The following is a 17,940-nucleotide window of genomic DNA, read 5'->3' as shown; positions in this document are numbered from 1 at the left end:
GTACTGTTTAAAATCATCAGGCTATTTATAATAGCCAAAAGATAAATAATCGATGAGGTTAGTGTGCAAATAACGCAAGGTATGGAATATTTTTTTTCCGGGTTTAAGTTAATTAGTCAAAAAGGACTAAAACGCTTTGTACTAATCCCCCTACTTATTAATATTTTATTATTTGGTAGCTCCTTATTCTTTTTATTTGGCTGGCTGAGTGATGGCTTTAATGCCGTAAATACCATGCTCCCAGAATGGTTAAGTTGGCTCGAATGGTTAATGTGGCCAATTGCTGTACTGGTGGTGCTGTTTAGTTACAGTATGTTATTTACCGTTATTACTAACTTTATAGCCGCACCTTTTAATGGCTTGCTAAGTGAAAAAGTTGAGCTGTATTTAACTGGTCAAAAAATTAACGACGATGGATTAGCTGATTTAGTCAAAGATGTGCCGCGAATGCTAGGCCGAGAATGGACTAAGCTTTGCTACTACCTCCCGCGCGCTATTGGCTTTTTTATTCTATTGTGGGTGTTACCGGTAATAGGCCAAGTGCTCTGGGTGCTTTTTACCTGCTGGATGTATGCGGTGCAATATAAAGATTATGCTTTTGATAACCACAAAGTTAGCTTCACTCAAATGAAAAATGACTTAAAAAGCAAACAAGGCTTATCTTACGGGTTTGGCTTTGCAGTGATGCTGCTAACCGCTATCCCATTTATAAATTTAATTGTGATGCCTGTGGCAGTGTGCGGCGCTACACGGTTATGGGTTGAGCATTACCGACCACAATATCGTAGTTAAAAAAAATGGGCCTGTTGGCCCATTTTTTATACTCGCTAATCAATTAACTATATAAGCTTTGTGGTACTTTAATTACGTTTAAGTGCACCGTTATCTCTTCACGATCATGGTACAAATGCTTAGCTTGTAATTCGTAGCTGATACCGAACTTCGCCATTTCCTCTCTAATCATTTTTAGACATTCATACACACTATCAAAGCGTTTTTTCATCGGTAGTTTTAGATTAAAAATAAGCTCTTTTGCATAGGCGTTTACTGCCCAGTCAATCATCAAGTTAGTTACTTTCGTTGGCTTTTCTACCATATCGCAAACTAACCAGGTTATGTTTCTTTTTTCTGGGCGGTATTTAAAACCATCCTCTCTAAAATGTTTTACTTGCCCTGTTTCCATTAAACTTTCATTCATTGGGCCATTATCTATCGCGCTAACAAACATACCACGGCGAACCAACTGATAAGTCCAACCACCTGGGCAAGCACCTAAATCAACGCTGCGCATCCCAGCTTGTACTCTTGACTCACGCTGCTGCTCAGGAATAAATACATTAAATGCTTCATCTAACTTAAGGGTTGAGCGGCTTGGGCCATCGTTTGGCATACGTAAACGCAGAATCCCCATAAAGAAAGGTGAGTTGTTATAGCTATAAGAGTGACCCACATACGCAGTATTATTAGCTAAAAACAGCACATGCATTACTGGACGATTGGCTTTTGGTTCACGCAATACGGTGTTTTGTTTCTCGAGCGCTTTTTTAAGCGGAGTTGATATCTTTTTACAAAAAGTCAGTAACTCCTTGCCCTCGTTGGTATCGGGTGTTTCTACTCGTAGTTCAGAGCATAAAGTAAAGTCTTTTGCGGCATCTACAATAGCGCCCACTCTATCCTCTAATGGCATATTTTCTATCAGGTTACCGGCAAACCATTGGCGTGCAAATACCATATTTTTAAAATCAACTTTTTTGATTATTTCGTCGCTGTGCTGCGCTTCAAAACATTCATAAATAACATAACCGGTATTTGGTTTTGCTTTTACATACCCAGCAAACCCTTGCTCGGCGGCGTGAAACGTTATTTCAGCAGCGGCATCGCTTTCAAAACCACTACGACAGTAAATCACAACACTAGACATATTAACCCTTAAACTCTTTAAAACTTAAATCGTGCAACTTGCACTAAAATAACTATCCAACCAATAATAAAACACAGTCCACCTAGTGGTGTAATTGGGCCCAGCCACTTTAAGCCGGTTAAAGCCAGTAAATATAAGCTGCCACTAAATAACAGTGTACCCGCTATAAAAAAACCACCTGCCATGCTTAAGTTAATGCCCCACTTTATTAAGATTGCCACTGCAATCAGTGCCAGCCCATGTACCATTTGATACTCGGCGGCGGTTTTAAAAATACCAATAGCGTAATCTGATAAGCGACTTTTTAAACCATGGGCAGCAAATGCGCCCAGTATCACTGAAAGCATACAAAAAAAGCTGCCTGCGAGTAAAAATAGTTTAATCATGTTTTTCCTCTTTTACATTCTCAATGGTGCTTTTGATAAAGTTAGCCGCCTGCATTGCTGCAACATTAAGGTTTTGTTGCTCGGTTATACCACTTTTTTTACGTGGTTTTAGTGAGTGGTCACCATCAGTTAACCATATATACTGCGGCTGTTTTGGCATTGCCATTGTGGCAAGCTCTTCACGGGTGCCAAAGGTGTCTCGTTCACCTTGTAGTACTAAAAAAGGACATGGTATGTCTGCAAAGTGATCTGTTCGGAGCTTTTCTGGCTTGCCCGGTGGATGAAACGGATAACCAAACGCAAGTACACCTAAAACAGTATGCGAGGTTGAGCAAGCAAGCATAGACGCCATTCGCCCGCCCATTGATTTACCCCCTATAAATAGCGGTAAATTTGCATCAGCTTGAGTAAGTATATGCTCAAAATATGTAAGTAATTTTGGTGCTCGCTCTGGTGGGCGACGTTTATTGGTTTGTTTAGCAATTTGCATGTATTCAAAATCAAACAGCCCAACGTCAATACCATACTCACTGAGCTGTTTGGCCATGGTTTGCATAAACTCAGAATCACTGCCAGCCCCTGCACCGTGCGCAAATATAAACTGTGCGATTGCAGGTTGCTGACTGCTTTTAACCCATTCAATGCTCATTAATATTCTTGCTCCTGCTCAACTAGGCTTAACATCCAATCTTTAAATGACACAATTTTACCTAATTCATTTTGCGACTCACGGATCACCAAATAATAGGCGTTTTTACTTTCTAAACTGTGATTAAACGGGATCACTAATCGACCTGCATCAATATCTGGTTTTGCTAAAACACTATTACCTATTGCAACACCTTGGCCATGTACCGCAGCTTGCAGCACCATAGATGAATGACTAAAAATAGGCCCTTGGTTAACTTGTACGTTGCGAACACCCGCGGTTTTCATCCACGTTTTCCAGTTTTTACGAGTGGTGTCATGCAATAAGGTATGGTTTGCTAAATCACTTGGTTGATTAAGCGCTCTAGGGCCACTTAACAATAATGGGCTACATAGTGGCACTAAGTATTCAGTGTGCAATTTATAAGCTTGTACGCCACTCCAATGACCGCGACCATAATAAATTGAAATATCAACATCGTCTGTTAACGAGTTTTCGTCCTGATCTTGGGCTTTAATTCGCACATCAATTTCAGGGTGTAACTCGTTAAATAAGCTCAATCGAGGAATAAGCCATTGAATCGCAAAGCTCGGGGTTAAACTCACTGTTAGCGAGCCTTTTGCACCACGGGCTAGTAGCTTTTCGGTTGCGTCAATTAGCTGAGTAAAAATCTCTTTAATATCTAAAAAGTAGCCTTGACCTTCTTCGGTTAGAAGTAACGAGCGATTTTTACGCAAAAACAACTTTAACCCTAAGTGCTCTTCGAGGGTTTTAATTTGATGACTTACCGCAGCCTGCGTCACATACAACTCTTCTGCGGCTTTAGTAAAGCTTAAATGACGGGCTGCAGCTTCAAAAGCTTTTAGCGCGTTTAATGGAGGAACTCGTCTTGACATGGCAACCAAGCTTAGAATTAGTTTTTCTTATGCGGTGAATTATATACCTATGCTGGGAAAGAGTATATTCAAGCCACAAAAAAAGCGACCTAAGTCGCTTTTTTATGAGTTAATCACTCTTTTATAAATCGCTAGCACTGGTATCAAGCGGAGCAAAGCTTTTGATTAAATCATCAACCGCTTTCATTTGCGATAAGTACCCTTCTAATTTACTCAGTGCTAATGCACAAGGGCCATCACATTTTGCTTCATTTGGATTTGGGTGTGCTTCAATAAATAAGCCTGCAATACCCAGTGCCATGCCACTACGAGCCAGTTCTGCTGCTTGAGCACGACGACCATCGGCTGAATCAGCTCGACCGCCAGGACGTTGTAGCGCATGAGTAGCGTCAAATATAACGGGCGCCATGGTTTTCATGTCATCCATGCCCAGCATATCAACCACTAGGTTGTTATAACCAAAGCTTGAACCACGTTCACACAAGGCCACATTATTATTGCCCGCTTCATTAAATTTAGTAATGATATGACGCATTTCATGTGGGGCTAAAAACTGTGGCTTTTTCACATTAATAATCGCGCCTGTTTTTGCCATTGCAACCACTAAGTCTGTTTGACGAGCCAAAAATGCCGGTAGCTGAATAACATCAACAACCTCAGCAACCGGTGCTGCTTGATGAGGTTCGTGCACATCGGTGATCAGCGGAATATTAAAGGTATTTTTAATCTCTTCAAATATCTTTAAGCCTTCTTCCATGCCCGGACCACGGTAAGAATTGATTGACGAGCGATTGGCTTTATCAAATGACGCCTTAAATACATAAGGAATATTTAATTTAGTAGTCACTTCAACATAATGCTCGGCAATACGCATCGCTAAATCACGAGATTCCAGCACATTCATGCCACCAAATAAAACGAAAGGTTTATCATTTGCCAGTTCTATTTGATTAATATTTATAACTTGGTTGTTCATTTTAATTCCTTATGGTGCAACTGCTTGCATCATTAATCCACAAATATACGCCATATATGTACCTACACCATAGCCTAGTACTGCTAATAAAACGCCTACCGGTGCCAGTGATGGATGAAACGCAGCGGCGACAACAGGAGCCGAGGCCGCGCCACCTACATTGGCCTGAGAGCCAACAGCCATGTAAAATAACGGCGCTTTAATTAGTTTAGCAACAATCAGCATTAAGCTGGCGTGAGTTAGCATCCAAATTGCACCAAGCACAAAATACATTGGTGAATCAAAAATCGCCATCACATTCATATGCAGGCCAATTGATGCTACTAAGATATATAAAAATGCTGATGCCACTTTAGACGAGCCAAAGGCTTCGATATGACGCACTCTAGTGAACGATAAACTAATGCCTATAGTGGTCGATATAACAATAAGCCAAAAGAACTTACTATTTAAACTGTATTCTTTTGCCCAAGCATAGTTATTGGCAAAGAACGGTCCTAAAATATCAGCACAAAAATGTGCTAAACCAGTAATACCAAAGGCAATAGCAATAATCATCATGTAATCATTCAGCGTTGGCATACGGGCATGCTCTGCATGGTATTTTTCAACACGCTGTTTTAAATCTTCAATCGCAGTGGTATCGGCCCCCGCTTTGGCATCAATCGCTTTATGGTTAGCCGCCATTAATAATAATACCGCCATCCATAGATTAGCCACAATCACATCAACAGTAACCATAGCAGAGAAGATATCACCGCCAACTTCAAACATCTCTTTCATAGACGCTTGGTTTGCGCCGCCGCCAATCCAGCTACCCGCAATAGTTGTCATACCCCGCCAAACAGCATCAGGGCCATGTCCACCCACTGCTTCAGGGTAAACGGCACTCATAATTAAAATAGCTAATGGCCCACCAATCACAATACCTGCGGTGCCCGTTAAGAACATAATTAATGCTTTAGGGCCTAGATTAATAATCGCTCTTAAATCAATGCTAATAGTTAGTAAGATTAAACACGCAGGTAATAAATACCGCGAGGCAACGTAATACACACTCGATTGCGAGCCATCAACAATACCAAAGGTATTTAGCAACGATGGTAAAAAATAGCACAGCAATAATGCAGGCACATATTTGTAAAATGTTACAAGCCCTGGGCGCTGACTTGACGAGGTTTTAAAAATAAAGCCTAAAATAATCGCCAGTAAACCTAGTACAACAGCATCATTAGTGATCAAGGCAGTTTGGGGATCAGCCATAACGTTTCCTATTTTTATTTTTAATGGTGGGTTTTATGATTATCTTCAAGTTCTTCGATTTGATGTTGGATGACTTCAATAGCAGGGTCGTCGGGACATTCATCAACAAAAAATTGTAAATCATCTCGTGCCATTTTAGGGCAACCTAGCTGATTTAGTAAATAGCCTCTGTCGCGTCGCTCATAGGGATCATCCCCTAGCATTTCCATTAACAAATCAACGCAAGTTAACGCATGACCAAATTTGTTCTCACTAATAAAAGACCATTTTTGTTGCGCTAAAAATAATTTATATACTTCGTCTTCAAAAATAAGCTCAAGAGGCTCTTGCTCTTGTGCATTATCTTCGTTGGTATTTTCAGGAATGATATACCAGCTTTGTTGACCACTACTTGGCTCAACAATGTACCCTTCATCATCGCTCATTGCGACGTGAATGCCCACTTCGCCTTGAGTTATGCTTACACTAGCATCAAGTTTTGCATGCTGTAAAAAATGGCATAACAAAATAGCTAAGGTCGTGGGTGTACCACTGCGCATAGATAAGGTGTAGCTAATACTGTTTAGCTTGTACTCAGGTACTTTAAGGCTTGACGCACTAAATAACCACTGACTGTAAAAGCAATCAAGTAGTTGTTCTAAACGATCATGTGCATCGCGTGTTTGCGAACAAATAGTCTCTATTTGTTGCTCAAACGCAGTCAATATTTCAAGACTTGGTGTTAAGTCTATTTGAGGGTCCCATTTAGCTTCTGCTTTAATACAACGATATATTGCCGGTGGCAAAAAATCATCGTAGGCATCTTCTATATAAGATTCATCGTGTTCATCAAACCCGAGGGTGGTCATTCATACTACAACATTCTAGAAAACGAACACGTAGTTTACCTAATTTTAAGGTTAGATACCAATAATCAGAAATGAAATAAAGAGGCAAGCTTTACACCTGTAGTGTAAAGCTTAAGCAAGTATTGTTAATTACAACAATAGCGGGGCTTTAGCGGTTGCTAAAAAGCCAATAGCTAAGATAACCGCAGTGTTAAACACTAAAAACATAACTTTAGGTAATGTTGTGGTTTGCTTCGCACTAATAATCCCAACGGCGATATAAATAACCACCAGTACAATTTTTTCTAATAGCCAAAGTTGCTCTAACGGATTTATTTTAGCCATGGCCATTAAAGTAATAGCCGAGATGATTAGTAAGGTATCTATACTGTGGCTACCAATGAAAACCACTTTATTTTTAGCAAGGCTGCCACTGCCAATGCGCGAAAAAGAACGTACGTAAAATAAAATAATACTCACTAGCGCAATCGCCATGTGCGTATGTTTTAATGCTAAATAATCCATGTGTATTGTTACTTCTGTTTAGTTATGTGTTTTATCAGGAAAGCGTAAAATTACCGCTTCAAGTTCTTCAAGTTTATCATTGAATACATCAACAAGTTTAGGATCAAAATGCGTACCTTTGTTTGCATTGATCTCAGTAACGGCTTCTTCAAGTGTCCACGCACCTTTATAACAACGTTTATGACGCAGTGCATCATACACATCGGCCAATGCCACTATGCGAGCAAAAATATCGATACTCTCGCCTTTTAAGCCGCAAGGGTAACCAGACCCATCCCATTTTTCGTGATGTTGCTGTGCAATTAAGGCCCCTGCACTGACTATTTTACGCGGTGAATCTTTTAAAATGGCGTAGCCTTTGCCTGCATGGGTTTTCATAACTTCCCACTCATCACTGTTTAATTTACCGGGTTTATTTAAAATAGCATCCGGAATACCTATTTTACCCACATCATGTAGAGGCGAGGCAAAGCGAATTAAATTCGCTTGCTCTTCAGATAATCCATACGCTAATGCCAGTTCATAACAAATATAAGCAACCCGTTTTACATGATTACCCGTTTCACATGAACGCTGTTCAACTGCTTCGCTTAAACGATAGACAAGTTCTTGCTGGGTGGCTTCAACTTCAGTGTGTAATTGTACATTTTCAAATGCCAACTGCACATTTTGAGAAAAAATTTCGATTAGATTTCGTTGTGTATCTGTCAGTTTCGATGGCACACCGGATACAAATAACATCGAATTATGATTAAATTTACTACTACAATAGGCAAACAAATAGTCATCTTTATAAACAATTGCTTTGTTAGCTAGGGCTTCTTGGCACGCTAAGAGTTGATCTGCTGCTAATACTGTTTCTAGCTCTTCCCCTTCGCGCTTAGCAAAATCACCAGTGCCAGAGCAAACAATCAGTTTTTTATTTAATTCCTCTGACGGATTTTGCGCAACTAAGGTAGTGGCATACATAGCTTCGTCGGCCACATTAAGCAAGGAGGTTAGCTGCTGCATCACCCCTTCAATAAAGTTATCCATTGAATGAGTTGCAAAAATATTGCGAGAGGCGGTAATTATTTTTTCCAGCCCCTCACGTGACTGCTCAATAGAAATAATATCGCGATACGAACGAAGGCTAGCCATCATCACGGTGAATAGTTTTTGTGCGGTGAGTTCTGTTTTAGATTTGTAGTCATTTATGTCGTAATTGACAATAACTTGACGCTCAGGAGCTTGACCTGGTTGACCAGTGCGTAAAATGATACGAATGTAATTATTTTTAACGGTATTACGTATGTATTTCGCGACTTGCAAACCAGCGTCGTCAGTTTCCATAACAACATCGAGTAGGATGATGGCTGCATCTGGGTGCTCATCAATTAACTTTTTTGCTTCTGCACCTGAATATGCGCTAATAAATTCCAAACGTTTATCTTGGAACTTAAAGTCACTTAAAGCTAAACGTGTAACAGCGTGAACCTCTGGCTCATCATCAACTATTAAAACTTTCCATGTCCCTTGCTCTTCACATGCTACTTCAGGTGGTTGTTCATTTGAAAATAAAAAATCTTCCATCACATAGAATTCCTTAAACCATATGCAAACAAACAACGGAGCTACTATAAATAATTTAGGGCCATTGTCCGAACGTTACGCGGTCGTTATTACCAAGATCTTTCACTGTGCTTACATTTATAAACGCCATTTGATTGAAAATATGACGCACAGCTGCACTTTGCTCAAATCCGTGTTCAATTAAAAGATAGCCACTTGCGTGTAAATAGTCACGTGATTGTGTAATTATTTGTTTAATATCAGCCATTCCTGCATCATCTGCGACTAATGCAGACAAAGGTTCAAAGCGCACGTCGCCTTGATGTAAGTGAACATCGTCATGTTCTATATAGGGTGGATTGGTTACAATTAGATCAAATTTTTTGTTTTTTAACGCACGGAACCAGTTACTCTGCTCAACAGTCACATTATTAATAGCTAATCGCTCTTGGTTGCGCTTTGCCAACGCTACCGCATCATCAATACGATCAACAGCAATAATATCCCATGAGGGCATTTCGCTCCCAAGTGCCAGTGCTATAGCCCCTGTGCCCGTGCCTAAATCAAGTACTTTCGCGTTTTTAGGCACTTCGCACTCAAGCGCAAGTTCAACTAAGGTTTCTGTATCAGGTCGAGGGATAAGTGTTGTTGGGTTCACTTCAAGCTGCAAACTCCAAAATTCACGACAGCCGGTAATATGCGAAACAGGTTCGCCCTGTAAGCGACGTTCACAGGCACGTTGAAATGCCTGATACTGCTCATCTGTGAGCTGTTTTTCAGGCCAAGTAAATAAATAACTTCGTGGCTTTTGTAAAATATTGAGCAGTAATACTTGTGCATCTAACTTTGCGCTATCACTACTCGATGCTAATAAATTAGTACCTGTAGTAATAGCGTTTTCAACAGAAGGCGTCACGATTAATCGTCGCCCATTGCTGCAAGTAAATCTGCTTGATGCTCTTGCATTAGTGGCTCAACAACAGCGCCTAAATCACCCGCTACCACTTCATTAAGACGATAAAGCGTTAAGTTAATACGGTGATCGGTAATACGACCTTGTGGATAGTTGTATGTACGAATACGCTCAGAACGATCGCCGCTGCCAACTAAGTTACGACGTTCTGATGCTTCAGCAGCATGACGCTTTTCATCTTCAGCTTGCTGAAGGCGCGCAGCCAATACCGACATCGCTTTAGCACGGTTTTTATGCTGAGAGCGCTCATCTTGACACTCAACCACTACACCCGTAGGTAAATGGGTAATACGAATTGCAGAGTCGGTTTTATTTACGTGCTGACCACCCGCGCCCGACGCTCTAAAAGTATCGACTTTAATGTCGGCAGTATTGATTTCGATGGCTTCTGCTTCTGGTACTTCAGCCATAACAGCTACAGTACATGCTGAGGTATGTACACGGCCTTGAGACTCAGTTTCAGGAACACGTTGTACACGGTGAACGCCTGATTCAAATTTTAATTGCCCGTAAACACCTTCACCGCTGATGTTAGCAATTACTTCTTTGTAACCACCGTGCTCACCTTCGTTGGTGGTAACAACCTCTACTTTCCATTTTTTTGTTTCTGCGTAACGGCTATACATTCTGAATAAGTCGCCAGCAAAAATAGCAGCTTCATCGCCCCCTGTTCCTGCACGAACCTCTAAAAATACATTGTTGTTGTCTCTCGGATCTTTAGGCAGCATCAGAACTTGAATGTCGTCTTCTAAAGTCGAAATCTGTGCTTTTGCTTCTTTGTATTCTTCTTGTGCCATTTCACGCATTTCAGGGTCTGAATCTTTAAGCATTTCTTCAGCACTGCTCAAATCCTCTTGTGCTTGCTGGTACGCTAAAAATGTTTTTACCACTTCTTCAAGCTCAGAGTATTCTTTTGAAAGAGTACGAAAGCGGTTTTGATCACTAATGACCGATGGGTCACTTAGTAGCGCTTGTACTTCTTCATAGCGCTCAACTAAGGTTTCTAATTTACGATAAACGGACTCTTTCATTTAACTGTTATTCCTGATCTATACCTAACATTTTTTTCAATTGATTTAACTGAGCCACTTCACCTTTTTTCGCTGCATCTTGGATGGCACGGGTAGGCGCGTGCATTAAGCGATTGGTTAATTTATTGGCTAGCTCTAAAATTACTTTTTCTGCACTTTTACCTGTATTTAGCTGGCTTAGGGCCCTATCTACAAGTTCTGCTTTTGTAGTTTGTACATCATTACGGTAGTGGCGAATTAAATCCACTGAATCAAGTGAACGCAGCCACATAAAAAACTCTTTGGTGCGTTCACTAATAATAATTTGTGCTTGTTCTGCCGCTTGCTCACGTGCAGCCATGTTTTCGCTAACAATGGCTTGTAAGTCATCAACGGAATATAAATAAGCGTCGTCAAGCTCTCCGACTTGGCTTTCAATATCGCGTGGTACAGCAATATCTATAAAAAGCATAGGCTTATAACGACGTTGTTTCAGTGCTTGTTCCACCACCCCTTTACCAATAATAGGCAAAGTACTGGCGGTGGAGCTAATAACAATATCGGCTTGGTGTAATCGTTCTGGTAATTGTGCCAAGGCAATAACATCTGCTGATACTTCATCCGCTAAGCCGCGAGCGCGTTCTATTGTTCTATTTGCTACCGTTATTTTTTGTGGCTCATTTTGGTATAAATGTTTTGCTACCAGCTCAATGGTTTCACCAGCACCAATTAATAGCACCTTGGTTTTGTCTAATTTGCCATAAATATGCTTTGCAAGATTAACCGCAGCAAACGCAACCGAGACTGCACTTGCACCAATGTTAGTTTCGGTGCGTACTTCTTTTGCCACTGAAAAGGTTTTTTGAAACAAACGATCAAAAGTTACACCCACCGCATCGTGGGTTTTAGCACTGTTATACGCTTGCTTTATTTGCCCTAAAATCTGTGGTTCACCTAATACCAGCGAATCAAGCCCGCAGGCTACACGCATTAAATGGTTTATTGCTGCGCTGTCTTCATAACAGTAGATGTTTTTACTCAGTTCATGTTCATCTAAACCATGGAAACTGGCTAACCATTGCAACAATGTTTGGGAATTTTGTTGCGCAAGGCTACAATACACTTCAGTGCGATTACAGGTAGATACAATAACCGCTTCATTAAAGTCGGCATGACCACTTAATTGCTGTAGCGCCTCTGAAATTTGCTCAGGCGAAAAGGCCACTTTTTCTCGTAAATCTACGGATGCGGTTTTGTGATTAATACCAAGTGCTATTATGGTCATATCTGCCAAATATTGCTGAGCCCTACTACATAGGCGGCAATTTTATCAAAAATCTCAGGAATATGGAAAGTAAGGAACAACATTTGACTCGACAATATTTTATTTTAACCCTGTTATTTGTTTTTTTAACGGGCTGCGCCAATAAAAACAACTACAATACAAAAACTTACGAAGACTGGAAGTTACGTCTTAGTACACAAAAAACTTGGCAGGTGGAAGGTAAATTAGCGTTTATTAGCCCTGATGAGCGCCAATCTGCTAACTTAAATTGGCAACAAACACAAAATAGTAATCATTTAGTGTTAACCACATTTATTGGCACCCGAATTTTATCGCTCAAACAAACCGCAGTGGGGGCTGAATTAATATTTGATGATCAACAGTTTTTTGATACTAATGCGAGTAAACTTTTACAACGCTTAACGGGGTTTACTTTACCGGTAAATAACGCCGGTCAGTGGTTAAAAGCCACTATTGACGATCAAACCTTAGAAGTCGATCAAGTAGGCCGTGCTAAAAGCGTGTTATGGTTTGATGACGCTGGCAAAAAATGGCAAATAAACTACACCAGTTACATACAAAAACACGGTTTTTGGTTACCTAACGCGCTAACCTTAACCCATCAAAAGATTAAAATTAAAATCAAACTCTACGATTGGCAGTTTAACTAATTATGAATACTCCCTTTGAACTTTCGCTGATTGCGCCGGCGAAGCTAAATTTATTTTTACATATTAATGGTCGCCGTGATGATGGCTATCATGAATTAGAAACCCTGTTTACATTTTTAAACTATGGCGACGAGCTCCATTTTACGCTTACTAATGATAAAAATATTAGTATTAGCGGTGACACTCATGGCATTGCACTAACTGACAACTTAATTTATAAAGCAGCTTTATTATTGCAAACTCAGTGTAAAGTGAATGTAGGTGCAAAAATAAATTTAACTAAACGTTTGCCTATGGGCGGAGGTGTTGGTGGTGGTTCATCCGATGCCGCAACAACACTTTTAGCGCTTAATACACTGTGGAATACCGCTCTTACACTAGATGAACTTGCAGATTTAGGCTTGAAGCTCGGTGCAGACGTACCTGTATTCATTAAAGGTAAAAGCGCCATAGCACATGGCATTGGCGAGCAATTAGAGCATGTTAAATTGCCACAAAAATGGTACTGCGTTGTTTTTCCAAACCAGCATGTCAGTACTGCACAAATATTTACTCACCCCGATTTAAAACGTGACACGCCTAAACTTTTAGGTGACTGGCAACAACAGGTTTTAACTAACGATTGTGAGCCTTTAGTGAAAAAGCTGTGTCCCGAGGTTGAAAAAACCCTGCAGTGGTTGCTAAAATACGCCCCATCAAAGATGACCGGAACAGGTTCATGTTGTTTTGTTGAATTTGCTAGTCAAGTTCAAGCACAAGATGTACTTGCTAACCTCCCCCATACTTGGCAGGGGTTTATCGCATCAAGCGTTAATACTTCTCCTGCTCACACGGAGTTAGCCGCCATCATTGATAAATGAAGTAACGTACAAGTAATCATAAGTTAACCTACTTTGTTCATTCAATGTAAGTTAGTCCAAAAATTCAGTGCCTGAGGAACCCTACCGTGCCTGACATGAAGCTCTTCGCTGGTAACGCAACACCTGACCTAGCTCAAAAAGTTGCAAAACGTTTATATATTGAATTAGGCGATGCTGTTGTTGGCCGTTTTAGTGACGGTGAGATCAGTGTTCAAATTAATGAAAATGTTCGTGGCTCGGATGTTTTTATCTTACAATCAACCTGTGCCCCTACTAACGATAACCTGATGGAACTTATCGTTATGGTTGATGCGCTACGCCGTGCATCTGCCGGTCGTATCACTGCTGTTATTCCTTATTTTGGTTATGCTCGTCAAGATCGTCGTGTACGTTCTGCGCGTGTGCCAATTACAGCTAAAGTGGTTGCGGATTTCTTATCAAGTGTAGGTGTTGACCGCGTTCTTACGGTTGATTTACATGCTGAGCAAATCCAAGGCTTCTTCGATGTACCAGTAGATAACGTATTTGGCAGCCCGGTATTATTAGAAGATATGAAAAACCGCGACTTTGATGACGTGGTTGTTGTATCACCTGATATTGGTGGTGTTGTACGTGCCCGTGCAATTGCAAAACTATTGAACGATACCGACCTAGCTATTATTGATAAACGTCGCCCTCAAGCTAACGTTTCTCAAGTAATGCATATTATTGGTGACGTTGAAGGTCGTGATTGTATTATTGTTGATGACATGATTGATACCGGTGGTACATTGTGTAAAGCAGCTGAAGCTCTTAAAGAGCATGGTGCTAAACGTGTATTTGCTTACGCTACTCACCCTATTCTTTCTGGTACAGCTGCAGAAAACTTACGTAACTCTGTGATTGATGAAGTGATTGTAACTGACTCAATTCCACTGTCTGACGAACTAAAAGCGCTTGATATTGTTAAAGTATTAACACTTGCAGATATGTTAGCAGAGACTATTCGTCGCATTAGCAACGAAGAATCTATCTCGGCAATGTTTGAACATTAAAGTTAAACATTAATGAGTATAAAAGCGCCTTTTGGCGCTTTTTTTGTAGGTGATGTTTATTTTATAAACCCGCAGTGGTATGATAGCGCGCCTTTTGGCTAGGGACCTTGGTCGCAAAGGCCCTAACACTTTTAATTATTGGAGACATCATGTCTAACACAACTTATACTTATGACGCTGAACTTCGCGTAGAAACTGGTACTGGTGCGAGCCGCCGCCTACGTCGCGAAGACAAAGTGCCGGCAATCCTTTATGGAGCTGATAAAGAAGCTTTATCGCTTACTTTTGAACATAAAGATATGATCAAAGCACAAGAAGACGAAGGCTTTTACACTCACATCCTTACATTAAATGTAGGTGGCGAGAAAGTTGAAGCTATCTTAAAAGATATCCAACGTCACCCTTTCAAGCCTAAGCTTACTCACCTTGATTTCCAACGTGTAGACGCAACTCACAAACTAGTAACTAAAGTTCCTTTACACTTCATCGGTGAAGATAAAGTAACTAAGTTAGGTGCAACTGTTGTTCACCAGTTAACTGAAGTTGAGATTTCTTGTCTTCCTAAGTCACTTCCAGAATTCATCGAAGTAGACGTATCTGATCTTGTAGCTGGTGATTCAATCCACCTTACAGATCTTGCGTTCCCTAAAGGTGTTCAATCTGTTGAGCTTGGTAAAGGCGAAGGCCACGATCAGTCTATCGTTACTATCAAAGCTAACAAAGCAGCTCCAACTGAAGACGACGCTTCAGACGCTGCAGAATAATATTTAAGGTCTCGCACCTTGAATTCTATTCAAATGCTTGTGGGCCTGGCTAATCCAGGCCCCGAATACGCAAATACACGCCACAACGCAGGTGCTTGGTTCATTCAAGAACTCGCTGCACGCTACAACTGCACGCTAAAACACGACCCTAAATATCACGGCCTTACTGGCAAAGTGATTATTCAAGGCAAAGAATTCAAATTACTGATCCCCACCACTTACATGAACTTAAGTGGCAAAGCGGTGAGTAGTTTAGCCAATTTTTTTAAAATCCCAGTGGAAGACATACTTGTCGCCCATGATGAATTGGATTTAGACCCAGGCGTTGCCAAATTAAAAAAAGGCGGCGGACATGGCGGTCATAATGGCTTAAAAGACATTATTGCAAAAATGGCAAATCAAAAAGACTTTATGCGCTTACGCATAGGTGTTGGTCATCCAGGACATCGTGAAATGGTCACCGGTTGGGTGCTTGGAAAAGCAGCCAAGGAAGATCAGGAAAAAATGGATGCCGCAGTTGATGAAGCAGTTCGTTGTATGGAAATACTTGCTAAAGACGGTGTGTTAAAAGCACAAAACAGACTACATTCGTTTAAACCCTAATTTTTAGGGGTATATGTACACACGTTTTAAACGAATCTAAACAAGGTATCTTACTATGGGTTTTAAATGTGGCATCGTTGGCTTGCCTAATGTTGGTAAATCAACACTTTTCAATGCATTGACTAAAGCGGGTATTGAAGCCGCTAACTTTCCTTTTTGTACCATTGAACCTAATACAGGTGTGGTACCGGTGCCAGATCCTCGCCTAGACGAACTTGCTAAAATTGTTAACCCACAACGTATTCTTACAACAAGTATGGAATTTGTGGATATTGCAGGTTTAGTTAAAGGTGCATCGAAAGGTGAAGGCCTAGGCAATCAGTTTTTAGCAAATATTCGTGAAACAGATGCGATTGGCCATGTAGTTCGCTGTTTTGAAGATGAAAACGTTATTCACGTAGCGGGTACTATTGACCCTGCGGACGACATTGACGTGATCAACACAGAGCTTGTGCTTGCTGATATGGACAGTGCTGATAAAGCAATTTTCCGTAATGCAAAAAAAGCAAAAGGCGGTGATAAAGACGCAAAAGAGCAAAATGCAGTACTTGAAAAAGTAAAAGTGCATCTTGATGAAGGCTTAACTTTACGTTCTTTAGCACTAACAAAAGAAGAAAAAGCAGCAATTGCACCTATTAACTTCTTAACCATCAAGCCAACGATGTATATTGCAAACGTAGCAGAAGATGGATTTGAAAATAACCCACTACTTGATCGTGTGCGTGAAATAGCTGCTGCTGAAGATGCGGTTGTTGTACCTGTGTGCGCTGCCATCGAGTCTGAGCTTTCTGAGCTTGAAGATGAAGACAAGTTAGAGTTTATGGCTGACCTTGGTCTTGAAGAGCCAGGGCTTAACCTTGTTATTCGTGGCGGTTATGAATTACTGCACTTACAAACCTACTTTACTGCGGGCGTAAAAGAAGTTCGCGCATGGACTATCCCTGTGGGTGCAACAGCGCCACAAGCTGCAGGAAAAATCCATACCGACTTTGAACGTGGTTTTATCCGTGCACAAACAATTGCTTTTGATGACTTTATTGCTTGTAAAGGCGAAAGCGGTGCAAAAGAAGCAGGTAGAATGCGCCAAGAAGGTAAAGAATACATTGTTAAAGATGGCGATGTAATGAACTTCTTATTCAACGTATAATTAAACACTGCACCACCTTGAGTGGCTAATTGTTTTTAAAAGGCTCGTTTTTACGAGCCTTTTTACTTTTCAGCCGAATAAAAACAATAATTAGCTACTTTTACCATAAGCTCAGAATTGTAAAACAAAGCTATAATTACAATGCCACGCTGATAAAGAGTGTTAAAAAAGCAACGTTTTAATTAAAAAGTAGCCGGTTAGCCTATTTTTCCTGCAAACAAACCAACTTAAGTGTTTTTTTGCAAAAAAGGTGTTGACGAATTTGGGGCATATCAGCATAATACGCCCCGCACTCAGCGATGAAGTGCTAACAAAAGAGATGGCTAAGTAGCTCAGCTGGTTAGAGCACATCACTCATAATGATGGGGTCACAGGTTCAAATCCCGTCTTAGCCACCATTTATTTTTTGTTGCTCAATGAAGAGTTTAAAATAACTACCATTTCTTTGATTAATTCAAAGTAATAATGCGGGAGTGGCGGAATTGGTAGACGCGCTGGATTTAGGTTCCAGTATCTTAGGATGTGAGAGTTCAAGTCTCTCCTTCCGCACCATATTCTTGATGAGAATTAAAATTATCAATTATTTAATTATCGACTAT

19 protein-coding genes and 2 tRNA genes are annotated in these 17,940 nt (G+C 40.6%); 9 read left to right on the top strand and 12 right to left on the bottom strand.

Features of this window, described 5'->3' with window-relative positions:
* Positions 1-81: 81 nt before the first annotated feature.
* Positions 82-792, top strand: coding sequence for a sulfate transporter CysZ (gene cysZ, locus CWB77_RS11340; protein WP_282454259.1), 711 nt, complete (start codon positions 82-84; stop codon positions 790-792).
* A gap of 43 nt (positions 793-835) precedes the next feature.
* Here cysZ and rlmM read toward each other — a convergent pair whose 3' ends face one another.
* From rlmM to hemA, 12 genes are all read right to left on the bottom strand, one after another.
* Positions 836-1,921: a 23S rRNA (cytidine(2498)-2'-O)-methyltransferase RlmM gene (gene rlmM / locus CWB77_RS11335; RefSeq protein WP_055013323.1), complete on the bottom strand. Its 1,086-nt coding sequence runs from the start codon at positions 1,919-1,921 to the stop codon at positions 836-838.
* Positions 1,922-1,938: 17 nt separating this feature from the next.
* A complete protein-coding gene (locus tag CWB77_RS11330) occupies positions 1,939-2,307 on the bottom strand; it encodes a DUF423 domain-containing protein (protein ID WP_010388367.1) in 369 nt (122 codons plus the stop codon).
* The gene (locus tag CWB77_RS11325) at positions 2,300-2,956 is read right to left on the bottom strand and encodes an alpha/beta family hydrolase (protein WP_054202476.1); all 657 of its coding nucleotides are present in this window, start codon (positions 2,954-2,956) and stop codon (positions 2,300-2,302) included. Before CWB77_RS11325 ends, CWB77_RS11330 begins: the two co-directional genes overlap by 8 nt.
* Positions 2,956-3,852: a transcriptional regulator GcvA gene (locus tag CWB77_RS11320; protein ID WP_008115185.1), complete on the bottom strand. Its 897-nt coding sequence runs from the start codon at positions 3,850-3,852 to the stop codon at positions 2,956-2,958. The genes CWB77_RS11325 and CWB77_RS11320 overlap by 1 nt, the downstream gene beginning before the upstream one ends.
* A gap of 121 nt (positions 3,853-3,973) precedes the next feature.
* Positions 3,974-4,828 carry a 3-deoxy-8-phosphooctulonate synthase gene (kdsA, locus tag CWB77_RS11315; RefSeq protein ID WP_054202475.1) on the bottom strand — a complete coding sequence of 285 codons (855 nt, stop codon included), beginning with the start codon at positions 4,826-4,828 and terminating at the stop codon, positions 3,974-3,976.
* A 9-nt stretch (positions 4,829-4,837) separates the two neighbouring features.
* Positions 4,838-6,091: a DUF819 family protein gene (locus tag CWB77_RS11310; RefSeq protein WP_010388358.1), complete on the bottom strand. Its 1,254-nt coding sequence runs from the start codon at positions 6,089-6,091 to the stop codon at positions 4,838-4,840.
* Between the two features lie 20 nt (positions 6,092-6,111).
* The gene (locus CWB77_RS11305) at positions 6,112-6,939 is read right to left on the bottom strand and encodes a tetratricopeptide repeat protein (protein WP_010388352.1); all 828 of its coding nucleotides are present in this window, start codon (positions 6,937-6,939) and stop codon (positions 6,112-6,114) included.
* A 129-nt stretch (positions 6,940-7,068) separates the two neighbouring features.
* Positions 7,069-7,443, bottom strand: coding sequence for a SirB2 family protein (locus CWB77_RS11300; protein WP_138622787.1), 375 nt, complete (start codon positions 7,441-7,443; stop codon positions 7,069-7,071).
* Positions 7,444-7,461: 18 nt separating this feature from the next.
* Positions 7,462-9,015: a DUF3369 domain-containing protein gene (locus CWB77_RS11295; protein ID WP_138622803.1), complete on the bottom strand. Its 1,554-nt coding sequence runs from the start codon at positions 9,013-9,015 to the stop codon at positions 7,462-7,464.
* A 55-nt stretch (positions 9,016-9,070) separates the two neighbouring features.
* Positions 9,071-9,910, bottom strand: coding sequence for a peptide chain release factor N(5)-glutamine methyltransferase (gene prmC / locus CWB77_RS11290; RefSeq protein WP_138622785.1), 840 nt, complete (start codon positions 9,908-9,910; stop codon positions 9,071-9,073).
* A 2-nt stretch (positions 9,911-9,912) separates the two neighbouring features.
* Positions 9,913-10,998 (bottom strand): peptide chain release factor 1, encoded by a 1,086-nt coding sequence (gene prfA, locus CWB77_RS11285; protein ID WP_010388346.1) that lies wholly within the window; start codon positions 10,996-10,998, stop codon positions 9,913-9,915.
* A gap of 7 nt (positions 10,999-11,005) precedes the next feature.
* Positions 11,006-12,262: a glutamyl-tRNA reductase gene (gene hemA / locus CWB77_RS11280; protein WP_010388345.1), complete on the bottom strand. Its 1,257-nt coding sequence runs from the start codon at positions 12,260-12,262 to the stop codon at positions 11,006-11,008.
* Between the two features lie 83 nt (positions 12,263-12,345).
* On the opposite strand from hemA, the gene lolB reads away from it, so the two are divergent.
* From lolB to CWB77_RS11240, 8 genes are all read left to right on the top strand, one after another.
* Positions 12,346-12,933 (top strand): lipoprotein insertase outer membrane protein LolB, encoded by a 588-nt coding sequence (lolB, locus tag CWB77_RS11275; protein ID WP_138622783.1) that lies wholly within the window; start codon positions 12,346-12,348, stop codon positions 12,931-12,933.
* Between the two features lie 2 nt (positions 12,934-12,935).
* Positions 12,936-13,793, top strand: a complete 858-nt coding sequence (gene ispE, locus CWB77_RS11270; protein WP_138622781.1) for a 4-(cytidine 5'-diphospho)-2-C-methyl-D-erythritol kinase — start codon at positions 12,936-12,938, stop codon at positions 13,791-13,793.
* A gap of 86 nt (positions 13,794-13,879) precedes the next feature.
* A complete protein-coding gene (locus tag CWB77_RS11265) occupies positions 13,880-14,827 on the top strand; it encodes a ribose-phosphate pyrophosphokinase (RefSeq protein WP_008115168.1) in 948 nt (315 codons plus the stop codon).
* Between the two features lie 149 nt (positions 14,828-14,976).
* The gene (locus CWB77_RS11260) at positions 14,977-15,591 is read left to right on the top strand and encodes a 50S ribosomal protein L25/general stress protein Ctc (RefSeq protein WP_010388341.1); all 615 of its coding nucleotides are present in this window, start codon (positions 14,977-14,979) and stop codon (positions 15,589-15,591) included.
* Between the two features lie 18 nt (positions 15,592-15,609).
* A complete protein-coding gene (gene pth / locus CWB77_RS11255; RefSeq protein ID WP_008115166.1) occupies positions 15,610-16,194 on the top strand; it encodes an aminoacyl-tRNA hydrolase in 585 nt (194 codons plus the stop codon).
* Positions 16,195-16,249: 55 nt separating this feature from the next.
* Positions 16,250-17,341 carry a redox-regulated ATPase YchF gene (ychF, locus tag CWB77_RS11250; protein ID WP_138622779.1) on the top strand — a complete coding sequence of 364 codons (1,092 nt, stop codon included), beginning with the start codon at positions 16,250-16,252 and terminating at the stop codon, positions 17,339-17,341.
* Positions 17,342-17,662: 321 nt separating this feature from the next.
* Positions 17,663-17,739 (top strand) — tRNA-Met (locus tag CWB77_RS11245).
* A 69-nt stretch (positions 17,740-17,808) separates the two neighbouring features.
* Positions 17,809-17,893: transfer RNA gene (locus CWB77_RS11240), tRNA-Leu, on the top strand.
* Positions 17,894-17,940 lie beyond the last annotated feature (47 nt).

This window comes from Pseudoalteromonas sp. S1610, from assembly GCF_005887465.1.
In the GTDB taxonomy this organism is placed as follows: Bacteria; Pseudomonadota; Gammaproteobacteria; order Enterobacterales; family Alteromonadaceae; genus Pseudoalteromonas; species Pseudoalteromonas undina.
The sequence above is the reverse complement of the archived record's forward strand: the minus strand, read 5'-3'. Positions and strand labels throughout refer to the sequence as shown.

Coding starts and splice junctions, on each gene's coding strand:
- hemA (WP_010388345.1), bottom strand. CDS start 12,262: ATGACCATAATAGCACTTGGTATTAATCACAAAACCGCATCCGTAGAT.
- cysZ (WP_282454259.1), top strand. CDS start 82: ATGGAATATTTTTTTTCCGGGTTTAAGTTAATTAGTCAAAAAGGACTA.
- ychF (WP_138622779.1), top strand. CDS start 16,250: ATGGGTTTTAAATGTGGCATCGTTGGCTTGCCTAATGTTGGTAAATCA.
- CWB77_RS11295 (WP_138622803.1), bottom strand. CDS start 9,015: ATGGAAGATTTTTTATTTTCAAATGAACAACCACCTGAAGTAGCATGT.
- CWB77_RS11260 (WP_010388341.1), top strand. CDS start 14,977: ATGTCTAACACAACTTATACTTATGACGCTGAACTTCGCGTAGAAACT.
- rlmM (WP_055013323.1), bottom strand. CDS start 1,921: ATGTCTAGTGTTGTGATTTACTGTCGTAGTGGTTTTGAAAGCGATGCC.
- CWB77_RS11330 (WP_010388367.1), bottom strand. CDS start 2,307: ATGATTAAACTATTTTTACTCGCAGGCAGCTTTTTTTGTATGCTTTCA.
- prfA (WP_010388346.1), bottom strand. CDS start 10,998: ATGAAAGAGTCCGTTTATCGTAAATTAGAAACCTTAGTTGAGCGCTAT.
- kdsA (WP_054202475.1), bottom strand. CDS start 4,828: ATGAACAACCAAGTTATAAATATTAATCAAATAGAACTGGCAAATGAT.
- CWB77_RS11320 (WP_008115185.1), bottom strand. CDS start 3,852: ATGTCAAGACGAGTTCCTCCATTAAACGCGCTAAAAGCTTTTGAAGCT.
- CWB77_RS11300 (WP_138622787.1), bottom strand. CDS start 7,443: ATGGATTATTTAGCATTAAAACATACGCACATGGCGATTGCGCTAGTG.
- ispE (WP_138622781.1), top strand. CDS start 12,936: ATGAATACTCCCTTTGAACTTTCGCTGATTGCGCCGGCGAAGCTAAAT.
- CWB77_RS11325 (WP_054202476.1), bottom strand. CDS start 2,956: ATGAGCATTGAATGGGTTAAAAGCAGTCAGCAACCTGCAATCGCACAG.
- CWB77_RS11305 (WP_010388352.1), bottom strand. CDS start 6,939: ATGACCACCCTCGGGTTTGATGAACACGATGAATCTTATATAGAAGAT.
- CWB77_RS11310 (WP_010388358.1), bottom strand. CDS start 6,091: ATGGCTGATCCCCAAACTGCCTTGATCACTAATGATGCTGTTGTACTA.